Consider the following 19,113-nt stretch of genomic DNA (forward strand, 5'->3'; position numbering starts at 1 on the left):
TGTGGGTTCACATTTTCGCAAACGACACGCCAACCCAACGGGAGAGGCATTCATGGCATCCGACAAGGCCACCGATTTCCTGAAGCGCAACCGTCCGCCGCGCGTCAACATTTCCTACGAAGACCCCTACGACAGCGAGAAGATGGTCGAGCTGCCGTTCGTGATGGGCGTCATGTCCGACCTGTCGGGCAACGATTCCGAGGTCGAGAAGGCCCCGGTCGAGGATCGCGATTTCGTCGACGTGACCGGCGCGACGCTCGACACCGTCATGTCGAAGATCAAGCCGGCGTCCTCCTTCGCGGTCGAGGACAAGCTGAACCCCGGGTCGACCGACAAGCTGGGCGTCCGCCTCGAGTTCAACTCGATGGACGATTTCAACCCCGCCAAGGTCGCCGAACAGGTTCCGGCCCTTAAAAAGCTGCTGGAAGCGCGCAAGCAGCTCGCGAACCTGCAGCGCTACATGAATTCCAAGCCGAAGGCCCAGGATCAGATCAAGGTGCTCCTCAACGATCCCGAGCTGATGGCAGCCCTCGCCGCGCGCGGCGATGCGGACGACACCTCCGAGGGAGACGCCTGATGGCCGAGACGCAGAGTCAGACCGAAGCCCAGGGCGGGGCCCTGTCGGAGCTCGACGAGTTCTCCGACATCCTCCGCCAGACGATCAAGCCCCGCAGCGAAGAGGCGGCGGCCGAGGTCGAGAACGCCGTCACCGCGCTCGTGCGCGAGGCGATGGACGACCAGACCCTCGTGACCGAGGACGTCCTCGACACGATGGACGCGATCCTGGCCAAGCTCGATTCGAAGCTGAGCGACCAGGTCAACGCGATCATGCACCACGAGGAGTTCCAGAAGCTGGAGTCGGCGTGGCGCGGGCTTGCATACACCGTCAACAATTCGGAAACGGACGCCTCGCTCCGCGTGAAGGTGATGAACATCTCCAAGCAGGAGCTGCAGGGGATGTTCCGCGCCTATCCCGGCGCCCGCTGGGACCAGTCGCCGCTCAACCGCAAGATCTACGAGCAGGAGTTCGGCACGCTCGGCGGCAACCCGTTCGGCGCGCTGATCGGGGATTACTACTTCGGCATGGGCTCCGGCGACGTCGGCCTCCTGCGCGACATCTCCAAGATCGCCGCGGCCGCCCACGCGCCCTTCATCTCCGCCGCCGCGCCCGAGCTTCTGGGCATGGACGGCTGGAACGAGATCGGCACGCCGCCCGACCTCTCGGAGATCTTCGAGACGCCCGAGTACGCCAAGTGGAACACGCTCCGCGACAGCGAGAACAGCCGCTACGTCGCGCTGACGCTGCCGCGCGTCCTGTCGCGCGATCCCTATAGCCAGGACAGCGAGAGCCAGGTCGCCGAGTTCAACTTCGAGGAAGAGACCGACGGTCATGGCGGGCAGAAATACGCCTGGATGAACGCGGCCCACGCCATGGCCGTCAACATCAACCGCGCCCACAAGGAGCACGGCTGGACGGTCCAGATCCGCGGCGTGCAGGCCGGCGGCGAGGTGATGAACCTGCCGACCCACACTTTTGAGACCGGCGACGGCGACAAGGACCTGAAGTGCCCGACCGAAGTGTCGATCACCGATCGCCGCGAAGGGGAGCTGTCGGCCGCGGGCCTCATCGGTCTCGTGCACCGCAAGCACACCGACAAGGCCGCCTTCATCGGGGCGCAGACGCTCTACCGGCCCAAGAAATACGTCGACGAAAAGGCAACGGCTTCGGACAATATGTCGGCCCGGCTGCCTTATATCTTTGCGGTTTCGCGCTTCAGCCACTATCTGAAGTGCATGGTCCGCGACAAGATCGGGCAGAGCCCGTCGCGCCTGCAGCTCGAAAACGATCTGCAGACCTGGATCAACAAATACGTGTCGGGCAACCCCGATACAGCGTCCGAGCAGGAGAAGGCCAAGAAGCCGCTGGCGGGCGCGAACGTCCAGGTGATCGAAGACGAAGAGAACCCCGGTTACTACGTCGGCAAGTTTTTCCTCAAACCGCATTTCCAGCTGGAGGGTATGGACATCGGGATGAGCTTGGTTTCGAAGTTGCCGGGCAGCAAGTAATTCAACTGTCGGGTCCGCGAGGGGCGGGCCCGCGACTTCACTTCACGGAGAGCTTAAAACATGGCTGTCGATATTTTTCTTCACCTCGCCAACGGCATCAAAGGTGAATCGCAGGATTCCACGCACAAGGACGAGATCGACGTCCTGGCCTGGAACTGGGGTCTGACCCAGTCGGGCACGACGCACGTCGGCAAGGGTGGCGGCGGCGGCAAGGTCGAGGTGGCCGACATTTCGCTGACGAAGTACGTCGACCTCGCCTCCAACGACCTCATCAAGCGCGCCACCTCGGGCGAGCACATCGCCGACGGCCGCCTCATCGTGCGCAAGTCGGGCGGCGGTGCCCCTGTCGAGTATTTCATCATCGACATGGAAGAAATCATGATCACGTCCTACCAGACGGGCGGGTCGAAGGACGGTCTTGACCGGATTCAGGAAACGCTGACCCTGAACTTCCGCCGCTTCCAGATCACCTACACCCTGCAGGAAGACAGCGGCGTCGCCGGCCCGCAGTCGAGCACCGGCTGGGACATCGCCGAAAACTCGGAGTGGAGCGTCTAAGCGCCGCTTCCGACACTCGGACCGAGACATCGCGGGGGCCGGCCGATTTGGCCCGGCCCCCGTCTTTTTTCCAAGACCGGCGAATTTGAGAGATGCGTAGAGCGGCAGAGGTGACGCGGCCCGACCTGCGCGCGGGCGGCAAGGGCAAGCCCCCGCGCCAGATGTCGATGATGCACGTCTTCCGCACCGCCGCCGAGCACGGCGACGCCCGCGTCGACCAGGAGCGGACGACGGAAGACGCCGACGCCGACCGCGCCCGCCGCATCTTCCGCGATACAGTCGACGAGGCGGAACTGCGCCGCCACCTCGCGCTCGACCTCGAAAGTCTCATCTCCACCGTGCGTCTCGACGCAAGCGTCCCCCTGCCCGAGGACAGCCGCATCGCGCGCTCGGTCGTCAACTACGGCTTCGCCGACCTCAGCCGTGCCGCCGGCACCACCAAGTCGCGCGACGCCATCGCCGAGACCATCCGCGCCTCGCTCCTGTCGTTCGAGCCGCGCCTCGTCCCCGGCTCCGTCACCGTCTCCCCCGGGGAGGACGAGGACGAGGCCGCCGAGAAGAACCGCCTGACCTTCCGCGTCGAGGCCGAGATCGCCGCCGACCCGGCCGACCTGCCGCTCGACTTCGTGGCCGAGGTCGACCTCGGGGCCGGCAAGCTGCGCACCCGGCGCCTGCGGACCCAGCGATGAGAAAGGCCTTCCGCGACGCCTACGAGCGCGAGCTGTCGCTTCTCTACGAACGCGGGGCCGAATTCGCCGCCGAATACCCCGGCATCGCCGGCCGGCTGGGCGGCCTCCTGCGCGAAAACGCCGACCCGGCCGTCGCGGGCCTGATGGAGGGGGCCGCCTTCATGGCCGCCCGCGTCCAACTCAAGATGGACGAAGAATTCCGCGGCCTGACGACCGAGATCCTGGAGCAGATCTTCCCCGACGCGCTCGCCCCCCTGCCCGCGATGATGCTGGCGCAGGCGGGCCTCGTGCCCGGACAGAGCGGCATCGAGGAGGGCATCGCCCTGCCGTCCGGCAGCTACTTCGACGCGCGCTTCGTCGATGCCGACCACCGCGTCGCCTGCCGCTTCGCCACCTCTGCGCCGCTGGAACTCTGGCCGATCGAGGTGGGCGGCGCGGCCTATCTCTCCGGGGCCGCCGAGATTTCCGCCCTCGGGCAGGACGCGACCGAGGGGGCGGTGGCGGGCCTGACGCTCACGCTCGACATCACCGAGCCCGGCCACGCCTTCGGCACCCTGCCCGTCGCGCGCCTGCCGGTGCATTTCACCGCACCTTCCGCCGATGCCTCCGCGCTCTACGAGCAGGTGCATTGCGACACGCTGCGCGCCTCGCTCCGCTGGCTCGACGCGCAGGGCGACCCGGTCTTCCGCCGCCTGCCGCCCGAGGCGCTCGCCCAGATCGGCTTCGAGCGGTCCGAGCGGATGCTGCCCCATGACACCCGGCTCTTCGACGGCTTCGCGCTGCTGCGCGAGGGCTTCGCCTTTCCGCGGCAGTTCCTCGGCATGGTCCTCACGGGGCTCGATCGCGCGCTCGTCGGCATCGACGCCCGGCAGGTGCAGCTCGTCCTGGAATTCGACCGCCTCGACGCGGGCCTCGCCTCGCGCCTGAAGCCCGGCGACATGCGCCTGCGCTGCGTGCCGGCGGTCAACCTCTTCGTGGAGTCCGCGCAGCAGGTGCGCCTCGACGGCAAGCGGCACGAGTTCGTCGTCACCCCGGCCGGCAGCCCCTCGACGCACTACGAGATCCACCGCCTCCTCGACGTGAAGGCCCACTACAACGCCTCTCGCACGCGGATCCCAGTGCATCCGCTCTACGGCCTGCCCGACGAGAACGGGGCCGACCCGCGGCAGGCGCTCTACTACACCTCTCGCCGCAAGGCCCGGCGCCTGACCGAGGAGGAGATGCGCTTCGGCCGGCGGCAACGCTACCTCGGGACCGAGACCTTCATCTCCGTCTGGGAGCCGCCCGAGCGCGACGACGGCACCGACGCCGAGCGGGGCGGAGGCGCGCAGCGGCTGCAGATCCGCACGCTCTGCTCCAACCGCCACCTGCCCGCGCTCCTGCCGAAGTCCGACGCGGCCGACGCCTTCCGCATGGTTGACGACCAGACGATCGCGCTGCGCGCCGTCGCCGGCCCGACCGCCCCGCGCGAGCCGCTCTCGCTCCTCGATTTCGACGCGCCCCACCGCGCGGTGCAGGGCGACGTCCACTGGCGCCTCATCAGCTATCTGGCGCTCTCGCACTTCGGCATCGAGGACCGGCAGGGCGGTACATCGGCCGCGGCCCTGCGCGAGATCCTGTCGCTCTTCGCCGATCTCTCGGACGCCACCGACGAAAAGCAGATCGGCGGCATCCTCTCGCTCGAAACCCGCCAGATCAGTCAGCTCATCCGCCGGGAGGACGGGCATTTCCCCGCCCGCGGCGTCGAGGTGCGGATCACGCTCGACGAAGACGCCTACGAGGGGTCGGGCGCGCTCCTGATGGGGGCGATCCTCGACCGGTTCCTGGCCGAATACGCCCCCGCCAACAGCTTCACCAAGACCATCATCGCCACCCGCCAGCGCGGCGACATCAAGCACTGGCCGCCGCGCACCGGCTCGGGGCCGCTGCTGTGAGCGCCGCGCGTCCCGACCCGGTGGCCGAGCGGCGGACGGCGGCGACCCGCCTCGGCCTCTTCGCGCTCCTGCGCCGGCAGGAACGGCGCAACCCCGACAAGCCCGCCATCGGCCGGAACGCCCGCCTGAAGGACGAGGTCGCCGTGCTGGGGCAGGACCCGTTCCTCGACTTCCCCGTGGCCGACGTCTCCGACGTGGAGCACCTGCCCGACGGGCGCGTCGCGATCCGCTCGAACGTGCTGGGCTACTTCGGGCCGCAGGGCGCGCTGCCGCTCAACACCACCGAGGAAGTGCTGCGCTGGACGCTGATCGCGGGCGACGAGAGCTTTCCGAAGTTCGCCGACCTCTTCGCCGCCCGCTTCCTGCAGCTCTTCTTCCGCGCCTGGTCCGACGCCCACGCCATCAGCCAGTTCGACCACCCCGACCGCGACCGCTTCCGCGCCCATGTCGCCGCACTCTCGGGCGTGTCGACGCCGGCCTTCCGCGACCGCGACGGCATCCCCGACATCTCGCGCACGCAACTCGTCGGCCTCCACGCCACGCGGGTCCGCAGCGCCGTGCGCCTGCGGCAGCTGATCGAGCTCTACCTGCGCGCCGACGTGAGCGTCGAGGAACACGTCCCGACCTGGATGGAGTTCGAGCCCGAGGACCGGAGCCGCATGGGCCTCGGGGCCGCGACGCTCGGGCGCGACCTCGCGCTCGGCAGCCGGATGCGCACGGTCAACGAACGTATCCGCCTGCACATCCGCACGCGCGACCTCGACGACTACACCGCCTACCTGCCCGGCCATCGGCGGCACCGGCAGTTGTCGGATCTCGTCTTCTGGTACCTCGGCCCCGGCATCGACGTCAGCGTCGCGCTGTCGCTGCCGGCCGAGACGGTGCCGCCCGGCGCGCTCGGGGCGACGATGACGCTCGGCTGGATGGCGGCCATGGCCCCCGACGAGACGGCGACGGGCCCGGTCGAGGTGGCGGAATTCGGACTGGAGGCGGCGTGAGACCGCATCGGGATCAAGGGGACGATTTGAATGGCTGAAATCACGATCGAGAAGTTTCTCGGCAAGGCCAACCGCACCGGCTACGACGCCTTCCTGGGGGCCATGCGCTATGCCCGCGCCGAGGAGAACGCGCGGGTCGAGATGATCCACTGGCTCTTCCACGCGCTCTCCGACAAGGACAGCGATTTCGCGCTCACCCTGCCCGCGATGGACGTCGACCGCACCACCGTCCTGCGGCAACTCGACGCCGCGCAGGCCGGTCTGCGCAAGGGCGTGACCGAGAGCCCGCAGGTCTCGGACGCGCTCAAGAAGCTCCTCGAGCTCGCCTGGACCTACGCGACCCTCTTCTTCGGGGAAGCGCAGATCCGCACCGGCCACGTCCTCTTCGCCGCGCTCTCCGACGACCGCCTGCGCCGCGAGATCACCGCCGCCGCCCCCGCGCTCGACGCGCTCTCCGCCGACCGCATCGCGCGCGAGCATCAGGCGATCTGGGCGCAATCGGCCGAGGAGGAGCTGCGCCCGATGGACGGCTCGGGCCTCACGGCAGGCGGCGCGAAGGACGCGGCCGAGGGGCGCGGCGGCGACACCCCGCTCGGGCGCTATTCGGTCGACCTCACCGCCGACGCGGCCAGCGGCACCATGGACCCGATCGTCGGCCGCGACCCCGAGATCCGGCAGATCGTCGACGTCCTGCTGCGCCGGCGGCAGAACAACCCGATCCTCACCGGCGAGGCCGGGGTCGGCAAGACCGCCGTGGTGGAGGGCTTCGCGCAACGCCTCGCCGCCGGTGACGTGCCGCCGAACCTGCAGGGCACGCGGCTGCACATGCTCGACATCCAGGCGATGCAGGCCGGGGCCTCCATGAAGGGCGAGTTCGAACAACGCCTGAAATCCGTCATCGACGAGGTGCAGGCGAGCCCCGTGCCGATCATCCTCTTCATCGACGAGGCGCATACGCTCATCGGGGCTGGCGGGGCCGCTGGCACGGGCGACGCGGCCAACCTGCTGAAGCCTGCGCTTGCCCGTGGCACCCTGCGCACCATCGCCGCGACGACGTGGTCGGAATACCGCAACCACATCGAGAAGGACCCGGCCCTGACCCGCCGGTTCCAGCCCGTCGACGTGCCCGAGCCGGACGTCGCCCGCTGCTGCACCATGCTGCGCGGCATCCTGGAGCCGATGGAGAAGCACCACGGCGTGCGCATCGCAGACGAGGCGCTCGTCGCCGCCGTCGCGCTCTCCGACCGCTATATCCCGGCGCGGCAACTCCCGGACAAGGCCGTGAGCCTGCTCGACACCGCCTGCGCCCGCGTCGCCGTGAGCCAGGCCGCCACCCCCGCCCGCATCGCCGACCTGCGCGCCCGCATCGCGGCCCTGTCGTCGGAGATCGCCGCCAAGGAGGCCGAGCGCGACCTCGGAGCCACCGACGAGGAGCGGCTGTCGGAGGCGCTGGAGGACCGGTCGAAGGCCGAGACCGACCTCAGCGTCGAAGAGAACCGCTACGCCGAGGAGAAGGCCCTCGTCGACCGCATCGTCGCCCTGCGCCGCGATTTAGCCACGCCGGGGGAGGACTTCGACGAGGCCGCCACCCGCGCCGAAATCGCCGCCAAGATGGCCGACCTCTCGGGCCGCGACGCCGACGACCGCATGGTCTACGCCCATGTCGACGAGCAGGCCGTCGCCAGCGTCATCAGCGACTGGACGGGCATCCCCGCGGGCCGCATGGTCGCCGACGAGCTGCAACAGGTGCTCACCCTCGCCGACACCCTGCAGGAGCGCGTCATCGGCCAGGACCATGGCCTCAAGATGATCGCCAAGCGCATCGAGACGAGCCGCGCGGGCCTCGGCAACCCCGACAAGCCCATCGGCGTCTTCATGCTCGCCGGCCCCTCGGGCGTCGGCAAGACGGAGACGGCGCTGGCGCTGGCCGAGCAGCTCTACGGCGGCGAGCAGAACGTCATCACCATCAACATGTCCGAGTTCCAGGAGGCGCATACCGTCTCGCTCCTCAAGGGCGCGCCGCCGGGCTACGTCGGCTACGGCGAGGGCGGGCGGCTGACGGAGGCCGTGCGGCGCAAGCCCTATTCGGTGGTCTTGCTCGACGAGATCGAGAAGGCGCATCCCGACGTGCACGAGCTCTTCTTCCAGGTCTTCGACAAGGGCATCATGGAAGACGGTAACGGCCGCCCCATCAACTTCCGCAACACGTTGATATTGCTTACGTCCAACGTGGGAACCGATGTCATCATGGAGATGGCGGGCGACGGCACGGTCGAGAACATGGAGGAGCTGGAGACGGCGCTGAAGCCGTTCCTGCTGGAGGTCTTCCCCCCCGCCCTCCTCGGCCGGATCGTCACCATCCCCTATGTCCCGCTCTCGGCCCCCGTCCTGCGCGGGATCGCGGGGCTCAAGCTCGGCTCGGTCGCGCGGCGGATGAAGGGGGCGCACGGCGCGCGGCTCATGTGGTCCGACGCCGTGCTCGACCACATCGTCGCGCAATGCCGCGATCCGGATTCCGGCGGGCGGATGATCGACAACATCATCACCAATTCCATCCTCCCCGATCTCAGCCGCGACGTGCTGAGCCGCATGGTCTCCGGCGCGGAGATCGGGGACGTCTCGATCGAGATGGGCGAGGACGGCTTCGTCTACGCGTTCGGCTAGACGGAACGGGCCGGTCCGCCGGCCCTCACTCCTCCCGAATGGGGGCCATTTCAATGGCCGTCGGGTCCGCCGGGACAAGGAAGGCGTAGGGCCGACCCGGAAGGACCTCCGACTGGATCAGCATGGAACCGTTCGTAAAGGCCGAAAGGTAGTAGCTCTCTATGACGGTCGCGTCTGACGGAAGTTGCTCCGGCTGTCCGCGTTCCCGGGCAAGGCGCCAGAGGCCCGAATAACGCGTCACGGCATCGCGGTATTGACCGACGTAGAATCCCGGTCCCTCGTCCTCGGCCCGGCACAGGCGCGCCCACCCCCGACCATCCAGACCGCCGATCATGGAGAGGCCCTCGGGTATCGGCTCGGCCCAGGCACGCTCGATCAGGTCGACCCAATAGGGGTCGTCCTCGATCTGCTCATAGGGCTGGATACAGGTCGCGTTCATGTTTGCCTCCCTCGGCAAGGTCGGGTGGACGTCGGACGTCATGATCAGGAGGATACCGGCAAGGACGACGCCGATAAGGATCGTGACGACGAAAGCCCTTCTCATTCACATACCATTGATGGTGCGTGGAAAGTACTCGCTCCCGACGAGACGGCCCGATGTGTTCAGGCGATAGTCGCGATACCGGTTCTGCATGATCTTGATCTGCCGGGCGGGCACCTCGATCGTCGGCGCGCGCATGGCGACGAGCCCCCTTGTGGCGAAGTTGCCGCCCCTGATCTCCAGATCGAGCTCCGGTGCCCCGGACACGCCCGTGTTCACCCCGGCGCTTCTGGCGACCTCCCGGGCAAAGGTAAAACAATGGTTCGACGTGACGTCGTAGATCGCCGCGGTTCCCGCGGTCGTATCTCGGATCCGGTCGTTGATGAACGACTGCATGACACCGAATGCGCCGTTGCGCAGTTTCACCCAGATCCCTTCCACCGCGTAGGGTCCGCCGTTCGTCGCAACCAGCTGCCGTCCCAGGGCGGCCATGCTCGCCGGATCCGGATTGCCGCTGTCGGTGAAGGTCATCGTCAGCGATTCCACCGCCGGAACCCATCGGGCCAGGCCCCGGTTCGCGGCGTCGTATCGGCCATATTCGGCATATTTGACGCCTCCGGTCCTGCCGTTGATGATGGCGATCCCGGCGTGCCCGAGACCCAGGACATAGTAGGAGCCACCTGAAACGCGTTGCACGCTGAGCGGCGGGCGACTGTCCGGATCGGTGAAGGTCGCCTGCATGGAGGCCGGGACGTCGATCCCGTCGAAGGGGATCTTCTCGCGGACCGCAGAGACCGGAATCGGAATCGGTTGCATCGGATAGACGAGCGGGATCGCCACGTCGCAGGGGTCGTCGCAGGGGCTGACGGGATTGCCGATCTCGCGCATCAGACGATGGCCTCGATGTCGATGACGCCGACGTCGCGCGCCGCGTTGACAAGACGATCCACCCGGATCGGCTCGGGCAACGCGCTCGTGTCCGACAGGCAGGCGCGGGCCCAGTTCTCCGACATCAGGCAGCGCCCGGCCCGATTGTAGAGGCGCGCCAGCTTCGTGACACCCTCCGCCGTGCGGAACCCCTGAAAGGAGACATCGCTGCGGAAGGTGGCGAAGCCGTCCGCGCCCAGGCCGTCCTCCGCCAAGAAGTCCCGTTCGACCCCGCGCCAGAAATGACGCCGGACATGGCTCGAGAAGGCTTCCATCAGAGCGGGCGTCAGCTGCATCGATCCGGTCGCCGCCGGAAGTTCGTCGCCCGGCAGACAGACCCAGGCCTCCTCCGGCCCCCAGGCGATCCAGCCGTCGATCACCCCACCGAAGGCACGCGGCCCGACCATCGCCGGCTCGATCCGCAGAGCGAGAGGCAGGATATCCGTCTCCCAGTAGCGGAACCAGAGCACCGACCCGTCCTCGCGCAGCATACGCGGCAGACGGCGCAGATGCCGCGAGACATCGTCGATCTCCGCATCGGACCATAGGCAGATGCCGGGATAGGCGTCGAAATGATCCCACGCCCTGTCGGACCGGGTGAAGAGCGCACGGAAGATGTCGTCCTTCGGGTCGATCCGCACCAGCCAGGGCGCGACGTCCCCGAAGTCCTCGGCCCAGCGTCCCTGAAAGAGGCAACGATGCGCGACCCCCGCCGCTTCCAGACGTTCGGGCAGGTTCGGGAACCGCCCCGCGTCGATCACCGCAAAGAGCGGGGCTTCCGGCGGCACATGCGCCCGCAGCGCGTCGGGCTGGGTGCCGCGCGGCGCATCGACCGGAAGGGGTCGCAGGCCGGAAATGGAGCTCACGTCCAACGTATCGCCTCGTCCCTCCCGCGTCCGGGCCACCTTATCGCAAACTGACCTTACGTCAAACAACGCCGCTCACCCCGAACTGGCCAGCACCTCGTCCACGAGGTCCACATAAAGCTGCACCTCCGGGTCGGGCGGCGGCGGGGGCGGGGCCTCGGCCAGTGTCGTCGCGCCCTGACCGCGGCCGCGCATCTTGCGGTCGGCCCAGGCGCGCAGGTCGGCCACGTCGTAGCGCGCGAGGAACGGGTTCGCCCGCACGACGCCCGCCCCCATCAGCGACAGGATCGACTGGCCCTCGGGAGCGGACAGCACCTTGTCCGCCCCGCCCGGCCCGAGGAAATGCGCGAGATAGAGCCGCCCCGCGGTGATCTGATGGCCCCGCGCGCGCAGGTAGCCCTCGTTCTCCTGCGCGAGGCGGGTCACCATCTCGCGGCTGAGCGTCGGGTCGAAGCGCAGCGCCAGCAGATCGGCCCGCGACAGTGTCGCGGCGAGGTCGGGCCGGTAGGTGCGCATCATCCGCAGCCAGGTGCTCTCGATGAACTGCCCGAGGCCCGTCGCCGTCGAGAGGGGGTTCTTCGCCCGTGCGTTGCCCGCGCTCTCGACCTGGATGATCTGGCTCACCAGCGCCTCCACCGCCCCCGAAGCCGCCGCCGGGGCAAGCGCCAGCACCCGCTCCCCGGTCAGGAGCGGCATCGGGTCGGTCGGCTCCCCGGCGAGGCGGGTCTCGAAGTGCAGGTGCGGCCCGGTGGAACGCCCGGTCGTGCCCACGGTGCCGATCACCTCGCCCGCCTGCACGGTGCTGCCCACCTCCTGCCCGGGCGCGAAGCCGTCGAGGTGGGCGTAGCGCGTCTCCAGCCCGCCCGCGTGGGCGATCGCGACGAGGTTGCCATAGCCCCCCGCCGTGCCGCGCCGGGTGATGCGCCCCGCCATCGCCGCGCGGACGGGGGTGCCCGTGGGTGCGGCCCAGTCGACGCCCGCGTGCAGGCGCACCTGATTGAAGATCGGGTGATTGCGCGGCCCGAAACGCGAGGTCAGCACGCCGTCGACGGGCGTGGCCAGAGTCGCCGCTCCCCGCGCCGCGCGTCCCGGCACGAAGCAGCGGAAGCCGCCCTCCGCGGGGTCGGGCACGACGTAGCATTGCCATTCGCCCGACGGCCCCGAGAGCGCGGCATACATCAGCTGGCCCTCGGCCGTGCCGTTCGGCCCGTGATCCTCGGCGAAGGCGAGGGTGATGCGGTCCCCCTCCCGCGCGGGGGCCTCGAGGTCGAGATCCTGCGACAGGACGCCGGTGAACGTGCCGGCAAGGTCCGAGGGCACGCCGCCCCGGAGCGCCGCGGAATAGATCGCGTCGAGCAGGCGGAAGGTGGCCCCGGCCGCCGGCGCGTCCTCGCCCGTCAGCTCCATCAGCGCCTCACCCACCCAGGGGTCGGAGGCGGCGACGAGGCCTGCGGGCGTCTGCGCCGCCGTCCCGAGATAGCCCTCCGCCCCGTAGATCGACACATGCGACAGCACGCGCCCGGCCCCCTCGGGCCTGAGCCGCAGCGCCACGAGCCCGCCGCGGGGCACCTCCGCGGCCCCGGGCACGAGCGCCACGATCTCCCCGGAGAGCGCCTCGGCCCGCGCGCCGAGCCCCCCCTCGGCCAGGAGGGCCGGGAGCGCCCGGTCCTGCTCCGCGCGCAGGATCACGTCCTCGAAGAGCGGCTGCCGCGTGGCCTCGCGCCGGGTGAAGGTGAGGTTCGTGCGCTCCACCGGGCCGGTCGCGGCGGGGGTCTCGGCCGCCGCATCCTCCAGCCCCGTGATCGCGGTGCCGTAGCTGTCCTCCCCCTCGGTCTCCTCGCTCAGCGCGGCAAGGTCGAGCCCCGCCAGCTCCGCGAGCGCCGCCGGATCGGCGAAGGTCTCCCGCAGGTCGCGCGCCGCCTCGTCCTGCTGCGCCTGCAGGAAGGCGAACTCCTCGCGCGTGCTCGGCAGCACGGTCATCAGCCGGCTCTCGGTCACCACGAGGTCGTCGCGCAGCACCGAGAGGCGATCCGCCGTCGGCAGGCCGAAGCGCCCCACGTCGAGCACGCCCGGCCCCGCGCGTCGGGTGACGCGTTCGCCCGCGTCCTCGGGCGGCAGGCGCAGGAGCGTGGGGTCGCCCGGAATGTCGATGAAGACGTTGCCCGATACGGCGGGCGCGACGGTGATCTCCTGCTCGACCTGCACGAGCGTCTCGTCGGCGTCCGCTGCGATCCGCCAGCCCTCGACGCGGTTAGCCACTTGCGTTGGCACGTCCGTGAACGCCCAGAGCCCCGTCAGCAGCAGCCCGAGCGGCACCACGCCCCAGACCAGCACGCGCGCCCCGATCCGCCGCAGCCGCCGCGCCCGCGCCCGCTTGCGCGCCGCCCGGAACTGCGGATCGATCTCCACCTAGCGGAAGGCCCCGTTGAAGGTCGGGTTGATGCGTCCGCCGCCTGTCGAGGGCGCGGCGGCGGGGGCGCTGCGTGCCGGCGCACTCGGGCGCGCGGCGGTGCTGCGCGCGGGTGTGGTGGCGCGCCGCGTGGTCGTCTGCCGCGGCGTCGCGCTCCGCACGGCGGCCGGCGCGGGGGCCGGGCAGACCACGTCCTCCCGCAGGATCACGTCGCGGAAGAGTTCGTCCGTCGCCTCGCGCGTGGGGGCCGCGTCGCCCCGCGTGGCGTAGTAGCGATCCACCGACGCGCGCGAGCCGTTGCCCCAGTCGCCGTCGACGCCGAGGCGATAGCATCCCATCCGCTGCAACACCTGCTGCAGCACCGTCGGCAGATCGCCCGGCAGCGGGTCGAAGGCCCCGGAGGCGACGAGCTCGGCATAGCCCTCCGGATCGCTCGCACGCAACCGCTCGCGCATCTCGTAGGTGTCGGCGGAGCCCGCGCCCAGCGTCTCATCGAGGTCGACGGCCGCGTCCTCCTCCTCGGGCGTGCGGATTACCCCCACGATGATCGAGGGGCGCGGCAGGCCCTCCGGCGTGGCCTCCGCCGCGGGCAGGCGCGCGGGCAAGGGGGCCGCCCCGATGCGCAGGCCGACGGGCGTCGCGCGCGGCACCGTCGCCGGGGCCGCCCCGATCGACACGCCGCCGGTGGCGGGCCGCGCCGCGCCGAGCGTTCCGATCACGATGGGCTCCGCCGCCGGGGCCGCACGCGCCTCGGTCAGCGGTCCGACGCCCGGCCCCGCCCGCCGGACCCGCGCGGGCAGCGCCGCCCCGGGCGCGGCCAACGTCTCGCGCAGGGTTTCCGTGAGCCCCGGGTCGGGGCAGGTCTCGCCCCCCGCCGCCGGAGCCGCGAGCGTCCAGTCGCCGGCGGGCCAGTCGCCGCAGGCCTCCGTCACCAGAAGGATCGGCCCCGCGCCGAGCCGCGCCAGCCGGTCGAGCCGGCGCGCCAGCGCCCCGCGCCCCGCCTCCCCGGCCCCGGTCACGTGCACGACGAGGCGCGCGCCGCGCGGCAGGTTGATCTCGGGCACCGGCCCGGCGCCGTCCCAGGCGCGGCGCGTCACGTCGTAGCCCGACCGCAGGAACGCCTGCGACAGCGCCACGGACGCGTCCGGCGGGCCGAGAATCCACGCGACACGCTCCTCGGCCCCGGCCGGGCCGGCGATGCAAAGCCCGGCGAGCGCCGCCGCGACGACCCCTCTGATCCCCCGCATGTCCATGGGGCCAGTCTACCCGATTCCCGGCCGGGTCCAAGCGCCTCGCGGGCGCGGCCCGCTCACTCCGGCAGCGGCGCGATGAACATCCGCCAGGCCCGCGCCTCGCCCGTGTCCACCGCCAGGAACCGCGCGTCGAGATGGCCGCGGATCGCGCAATCCTCCCGCGCGTCACTGATGCGGAACCGTGCCGGCGCGACGCAGAGCGGCACTGCCCCCGACAGAAGCTCGCGCCCGAAGACGTCGAGCGCGAAGACGTAGACCGTGCCGGGCGCAAGTGCGTCCGGGATCGCCTCGGCGCATTGGTTCGGTCCGATCTTCCACCACCCCTGCGTCGTCATCCGGCCGTCCGCCTCGGTGCCGATGGCGACGTTGGCGACATCGAAACTGCGGTTGCAGATGGTGAAGCTCGCCTCCGCCGCGCCCGCCCAGAGAAACGCAAACGCCCCGGCAAGCGCGGCACGGCCGCAACGCCGCGTGCCGATGCGGCCTTCGCCCCTCCCGCGGGGGCCGGATCGTGCTAGACTGGCTGCCATAACGACCGAGGTATCGCCGATGCTGCGCCCCATTTCCATCGCCGCCGGATCCGTCGTCCTCGCCTGTGGCGGGGCCGTCGCGCTCGCCCTCGGCCACGGCGCGCTGAAGACGGAACCCGACGCGCCCCGCGCCTGGCAGGATCCGCTGCAGCCGGTGTCGCTCGCCGAGCCGGTGCTGCCCCGCAGCCCGGCCCAGACCCCCACGGCACAGGCCGCCGCGCCCACCGCACCGGAAACACAGGCTCCCGCGCGCCCCGTGGCCACGGTCGCCGCCCCCGCGCGCCCCGCGCCCGTCGCGGTCAGCCCCGTCCCCGTGCCGCGCCCGACCCCCGAGGTCGCAGCCGTCCCCGAGGCGCTGCCCGCGCTCGGGGCACCGACCTCCTCGACCCGCGACGGCCCCGTACCCCGCGTCGCGACGATCGAGGCGTTCCGCCAGCTGCCGTCGAACGGGGTCTATCGCTGAGCCCATCCGCCGGCGGGCGGGAATTGGCCCGCCGCACCTTGACCATCCCGTCCGCTTCGGGTCCGCTCGGAGGGCACCGGCGGTATTCCGCCGACCCCGTTCAGCGACCCCGGAGATCCCGATGACCCGTCTCGCCCTTCTCGCCGCGCTCCTCGTCCTCGCCCCCGGCCTCGCCCCGGCGCAGGAGGCGGCGGACGCCGATGCCCCCGACACCGCGTCCGTCTCGCCCGCCCTTCCCGACGGCACCTTCACGCTGGAATTGAACAACGCCGCCTCGCTCGACGGCGAGGTCTGCCAACTGACCTACGTGGCCACGAACGACAGCGCCGAGGATCTGGCGCAGGCCTCCTTCCAGGTCGGCTTCTTCGACGCCGAGGGCATCGTGCGCCGCATCCTGGTGCTCGACTTTGGGGCGCTGCCCCCCGGCAAGACGCGCATCGTGCCCTTCAACCTGCCCGAGCAGAGCTGCGAGGATCTCTCGCGCATCGTCGTGAACGACGTGGCCGAATGCGCGGTCGCGGGCGGCGGCACCTCGGCGATCTGCGGTGCGGGCCTCAACACGGCCTCGCGCACCGACATCCAGTTCGGCCTGTAACCCATGTTCGGAGACGTCGATACGGTCACGCTGACCGTCTTCGCGGCGCTCGCCGCGCTCTCGGTGGCGGCGCTGACGGTCTGCCTCTTCAAGGTGATCCAGTTCCGTCGGCTGGGCGTGGGCCGGGCGGAGCGGGCCGAGGCCATCCTCGACGCCTGGCTCGGGGGCCGCCCCGACGAGGCGACGCGCGCCGCCCGCACCCGCGACGGCGTGGGCGTCCGCGTGCTCGAGGCCGTGCTCTCCGCGCTGCAGGCCCGCCCCAACGACCCGGCCTACGCCGAGGAGCTGGGCCGCAATGCCGCGCTCGGCGAGATGAACCTGCTGGCCCGCCGGATGCGCGTGCTGGAGGCGGTGGTGCAGGGCGCGCCGATGCTGGGGCTTCTCGGCACGGTCATCGGCATGATCGACGCCTTCTCCACCCTCTCGCTCGCGCAGGGCGCGGTCGATCCGGCGCTTCTGGCGGGTGGCATCTGGACGGCGCTGACGACCACGGCGCTCGGCCTCGCCATCGCGCTCGTGACCTATTTCTTCGCCACCTGGCTCGAAGCCCGCATCGAGGGCGAGCGCCAGATGATCGAGGTCGCCGTCTCCACCGCCATCCACGGCCGTATCGAGACGGGGTAAGGCCGCCATGGCCCGCGCGCCCCTCCTGCCCCCGGCCGAACCGCGCCGCTACCGCTTCGCGCTCACGCCGCTGGCCGACGCGATGTTCCAGCTGCTGATCTTCTTCATGCTGGCGTCGAGCCAGGTGCCCTATTCCATCCTCTCGCTCACCCCCGGGGCCGGGCCGGGCCAGGGCGGCCACGAGGCCACGGCCCAGCCCACGGGCGGGGAGCCGACGGCGCTCTGGTCCATCGACGCGGGTGCCGTCGTCGCCGGCGGGCAGCGCTTCGGCTTCGATGCCCTGCCGGACCTCGCCGCCGCCCTCGCCGGGTCCGACGCGCCGGGCGTCGTCCTGCTGACCGGTGAGCGCGCGCGCGTGCAGGATCTCGTGGCCGTGACCGAGGCGCTGACGGCGGCCGGGGTGCCCCGCATCTCCATGGCCCGCGCGGGGGGCCGCCCGTGACCCGCCGCCTGCCCCCCGCCCGGCGCGCGCGCGGCCTCGACGTGTCGCTCGCCATCGTCAACATCGTGCTCCTGCTGATCTTCTTCTTCCTCGCGACCGGGCGGCTCCTCAATCCGGTCGGCCCCGACATCGAACTCTCCGAGACCACCGTCCTGCCGCTCGACATCCTGCCGACACCGATCCTGATCGTGGACGAAGACGGCGGATGGGAGCTCGACGGCGCGCCGCTCGCGCCCGACCTCCTCGGCGCGGCGGTCGAGACGCTCGACGCCCCCGCCCGCCTGCACCTCCTGATCGACCGGGGGGCCCCGGCCCATGCGCTCCTCGACCTCGTCGCGCGGCCCGAGCTGAGCGAGGTGGAGCTGCGCCTCGTCACACTCCACCGCCGGGGGCTGCGGCAATGACCCGGCGGCTCGGGCAGGCCCCGGAATCGGGCGGGCACTGGGCGACGGCCACGGTCCTCTCCGTCTCGGTCCACGCCGCCGCCGTCGTCTGGATGCTCGACCTCGTGCCGTCGTTCACGCGCCCGCCGCCCCCACCGGCGATGCCCGAGACGATCATCACCATCGCCCCCGCCGTCGACACCGCGCCCCCCGAGGACAGCCCCGGCCCCGACGGCGTGCCGGCCGAAAGCGCGGAACCGGCCGCGCCCGAAACGCCGGCTCCGGCACCGCCGCGCTCCGATCCGGCGGAGACGCCCGCCCCGGAGACGGCGGAGACGGCCACGCCGGAGACCCTGGCCCCCGCAGCGCCCGAGACACTGGCCCCCGCAGACATCGCCACCCTCGCACCCGCCGCGCCGGAAACGCTCGCGCCGCTCGCGCCCGACGGCCCCGGCGCGGCACCGGCCCCCGTCGCCACGCTCGGCGCGGCCCCCATGACGACGGAGACACCCGAAGCCGCGCCGCCCGAGACGACCACGATCACCAGCGCCCTGCCGTCCCCCGCGCCCCCCGCCGCGCCGCCACCACCGGCCGCCCCGCCGAGCCCCGGCGACGCGGCGCTCGTCGCGCTGATCGAGCGCATCCGCGGGCGGCTCGACGACGCCTGCCTCGTCGCCCTGCCCCGGCCGCAAACGGCCCCGCTCGGCCCCCTCGTCGTCACGCTCAGCGATCAGGACGTGACCGCCGCGCGCTTCGCCGAGACCGTGTTGCAGGACGAGACGCTGCCGATCGACGAGCGCCGCCTCCTCATCGACGCGCGCCAGTGCCCCGCGCTCACCTTCCTGCGCAGCCGCGCGCGCTATCCGGCGTTCCAGCTGGGCCTCGGCCTCGCGCAGAGCGACCTTGCCTCGGGTGAAACGCTGGTCGGCCGGATCGAGGGCGCGGCGGGGGCCTATACCTCGCTCCTCCTCGTCGATGACAACGGGGTCGTGCAGGATCTGCGCCGCTTCCTGCGCTTCACCGGCGGGCGCGCGGAATTCGCCGTGCCCGTCACCCGCGACGGCGCCCCGCGCGAGACGGCGCAGCTCCTCATCGCGCTCGCCACGCCCGACCGGCCCGAGACGATCACGCGCCTCGCCGGGCGCCTCGCCGCCGATGTCTTCCCCGCCCTTGCCGAGGAGCTGCCCCCCGGCACGCGCCTCGCCGTCCAGCCGATCGACGTGCGGTAG

The 19,113-nt window shown here is 71.2% G+C and carries 19 protein-coding genes; 13 read left to right on the forward strand and 6 right to left on the reverse strand.

Annotation, left to right across the window (positions count from 1 at the left end):
• Positions 1 to 52: 52 nt before the first annotated feature.
• The 7 genes from tssB to tssH all read left to right on the forward strand — a co-directional run bounded on the left by tssB (position 53) and on the right by tssH (position 8,910).
• Positions 53 to 577 (forward strand): type VI secretion system contractile sheath small subunit, encoded by a 525-nt coding sequence (tssB, locus tag HSX43_RS15430; protein ID WP_179381032.1) that lies wholly within the window; start codon positions 53 to 55, stop codon positions 575 to 577.
• On the forward strand, positions 577 to 2,067 hold the full coding sequence (gene tssC, locus HSX43_RS15435) for a type VI secretion system contractile sheath large subunit (RefSeq protein WP_179381033.1): 1,491 nt from the start codon (positions 577 to 579) through the stop codon (positions 2,065 to 2,067). The genes tssB and tssC overlap by 1 nt, the downstream gene beginning before the upstream one ends.
• A gap of 60 nt (positions 2,068 to 2,127) precedes the next feature.
• Positions 2,128 to 2,625 (forward strand): Hcp family type VI secretion system effector, encoded by a 498-nt coding sequence (locus HSX43_RS15440; RefSeq protein ID WP_179381034.1) that lies wholly within the window; start codon positions 2,128 to 2,130, stop codon positions 2,623 to 2,625.
• A gap of 92 nt (positions 2,626 to 2,717) precedes the next feature.
• Positions 2,718 to 3,314 carry a type VI secretion system baseplate subunit TssE gene (gene tssE / locus HSX43_RS15445; protein WP_179381035.1) on the forward strand — a complete coding sequence of 199 codons (597 nt, stop codon included), beginning with the start codon at positions 2,718 to 2,720 and terminating at the stop codon, positions 3,312 to 3,314.
• Entirely contained in the window at positions 3,311 to 5,248 is a 1,938-nt protein-coding gene (gene tssF, locus HSX43_RS15450; RefSeq protein WP_179381036.1) for a type VI secretion system baseplate subunit TssF, read from the forward strand. Before tssE ends, tssF begins: the two co-directional genes overlap by 4 nt.
• Positions 5,245 to 6,246 carry a type VI secretion system baseplate subunit TssG gene (gene tssG / locus HSX43_RS15455; RefSeq protein WP_179381037.1) on the forward strand — a complete coding sequence of 334 codons (1,002 nt, stop codon included), beginning with the start codon at positions 5,245 to 5,247 and terminating at the stop codon, positions 6,244 to 6,246. The genes tssF and tssG overlap by 4 nt, the downstream gene beginning before the upstream one ends.
• Before the next feature lie 30 nt (positions 6,247 to 6,276).
• The gene (gene tssH, locus HSX43_RS15460; protein ID WP_179381038.1) at positions 6,277 to 8,910 is read left to right on the forward strand and encodes a type VI secretion system ATPase TssH; all 2,634 of its coding nucleotides are present in this window, start codon (positions 6,277 to 6,279) and stop codon (positions 8,908 to 8,910) included.
• A 25-nt stretch (positions 8,911 to 8,935) separates the two neighbouring features.
• Here the strand turns inward: tssH and HSX43_RS15465 are convergent, their stop codons facing one another.
• The 6 genes from HSX43_RS15465 to HSX43_RS15490 form a co-directional block, all read right to left on the reverse strand.
• A complete protein-coding gene (locus HSX43_RS15465; RefSeq protein WP_179381039.1) occupies positions 8,936 to 9,349 on the reverse strand; it encodes a hypothetical protein in 414 nt (137 codons plus the stop codon).
• Positions 9,350 to 9,454: 105 nt separating this feature from the next.
• A complete protein-coding gene (locus tag HSX43_RS15470; protein ID WP_179381040.1) occupies positions 9,455 to 10,279 on the reverse strand; it encodes a hypothetical protein in 825 nt (274 codons plus the stop codon).
• Complete coding sequence (locus HSX43_RS15475; protein WP_179381041.1) at positions 10,279 to 11,184, reverse strand: DUF4123 domain-containing protein; 906 nt, start codon at positions 11,182 to 11,184, stop codon at positions 10,279 to 10,281. Before HSX43_RS15475 ends, HSX43_RS15470 begins: the two co-directional genes overlap by 1 nt.
• A gap of 75 nt (positions 11,185 to 11,259) precedes the next feature.
• Positions 11,260 to 13,593: a peptidoglycan DD-metalloendopeptidase family protein gene (locus HSX43_RS19945; RefSeq protein ID WP_179381042.1), complete on the reverse strand. Its 2,334-nt coding sequence runs from the start codon at positions 13,591 to 13,593 to the stop codon at positions 11,260 to 11,262.
• A complete protein-coding gene (locus HSX43_RS15485) occupies positions 13,594 to 14,841 on the reverse strand; it encodes a hypothetical protein (protein ID WP_179381043.1) in 1,248 nt (415 codons plus the stop codon).
• A 62-nt stretch (positions 14,842 to 14,903) separates the two neighbouring features.
• A complete protein-coding gene (locus HSX43_RS15490) occupies positions 14,904 to 15,377 on the reverse strand; it encodes a DUF1036 domain-containing protein (RefSeq protein ID WP_179381044.1) in 474 nt (157 codons plus the stop codon).
• Positions 15,378 to 15,396: 19 nt separating this feature from the next.
• On the opposite strand from HSX43_RS15490, the gene HSX43_RS15495 reads away from it, so the two are divergent.
• The 6 genes from HSX43_RS15495 to HSX43_RS15520 all read left to right on the forward strand — a co-directional run bounded on the left by HSX43_RS15495 (position 15,397) and on the right by HSX43_RS15520 (position 19,113).
• Positions 15,397 to 15,840, forward strand: a complete 444-nt coding sequence (locus HSX43_RS15495; protein WP_179381045.1) for a hypothetical protein — start codon at positions 15,397 to 15,399, stop codon at positions 15,838 to 15,840.
• A 121-nt stretch (positions 15,841 to 15,961) separates the two neighbouring features.
• The gene (locus tag HSX43_RS15500; protein ID WP_179381046.1) at positions 15,962 to 16,435 is read left to right on the forward strand and encodes a hypothetical protein; all 474 of its coding nucleotides are present in this window, start codon (positions 15,962 to 15,964) and stop codon (positions 16,433 to 16,435) included.
• A 3-nt stretch (positions 16,436 to 16,438) separates the two neighbouring features.
• Positions 16,439 to 17,059, forward strand: a complete 621-nt coding sequence (locus HSX43_RS15505; RefSeq protein ID WP_179381047.1) for a MotA/TolQ/ExbB proton channel family protein — start codon at positions 16,439 to 16,441, stop codon at positions 17,057 to 17,059.
• A 7-nt stretch (positions 17,060 to 17,066) separates the two neighbouring features.
• Positions 17,067 to 17,501, forward strand: coding sequence for an ExbD/TolR family protein (locus HSX43_RS15510; protein ID WP_179381048.1), 435 nt, complete (start codon positions 17,067 to 17,069; stop codon positions 17,499 to 17,501).
• The gene (locus tag HSX43_RS15515) at positions 17,498 to 17,905 is read left to right on the forward strand and encodes an ExbD/TolR family protein (RefSeq protein ID WP_179381049.1); all 408 of its coding nucleotides are present in this window, start codon (positions 17,498 to 17,500) and stop codon (positions 17,903 to 17,905) included. Before HSX43_RS15510 ends, HSX43_RS15515 begins: the two co-directional genes overlap by 4 nt.
• Positions 17,902 to 19,113: a hypothetical protein gene (locus HSX43_RS15520; protein ID WP_179381050.1), complete on the forward strand. Its 1,212-nt coding sequence runs from the start codon at positions 17,902 to 17,904 to the stop codon at positions 19,111 to 19,113. The genes HSX43_RS15515 and HSX43_RS15520 overlap by 4 nt, the downstream gene beginning before the upstream one ends.

The organism is Jannaschia marina, assembly GCF_013404595.1.
Taxonomy (GTDB): Bacteria; Pseudomonadota; Alphaproteobacteria; order Rhodobacterales; family Rhodobacteraceae; genus Jannaschia; species Jannaschia marina.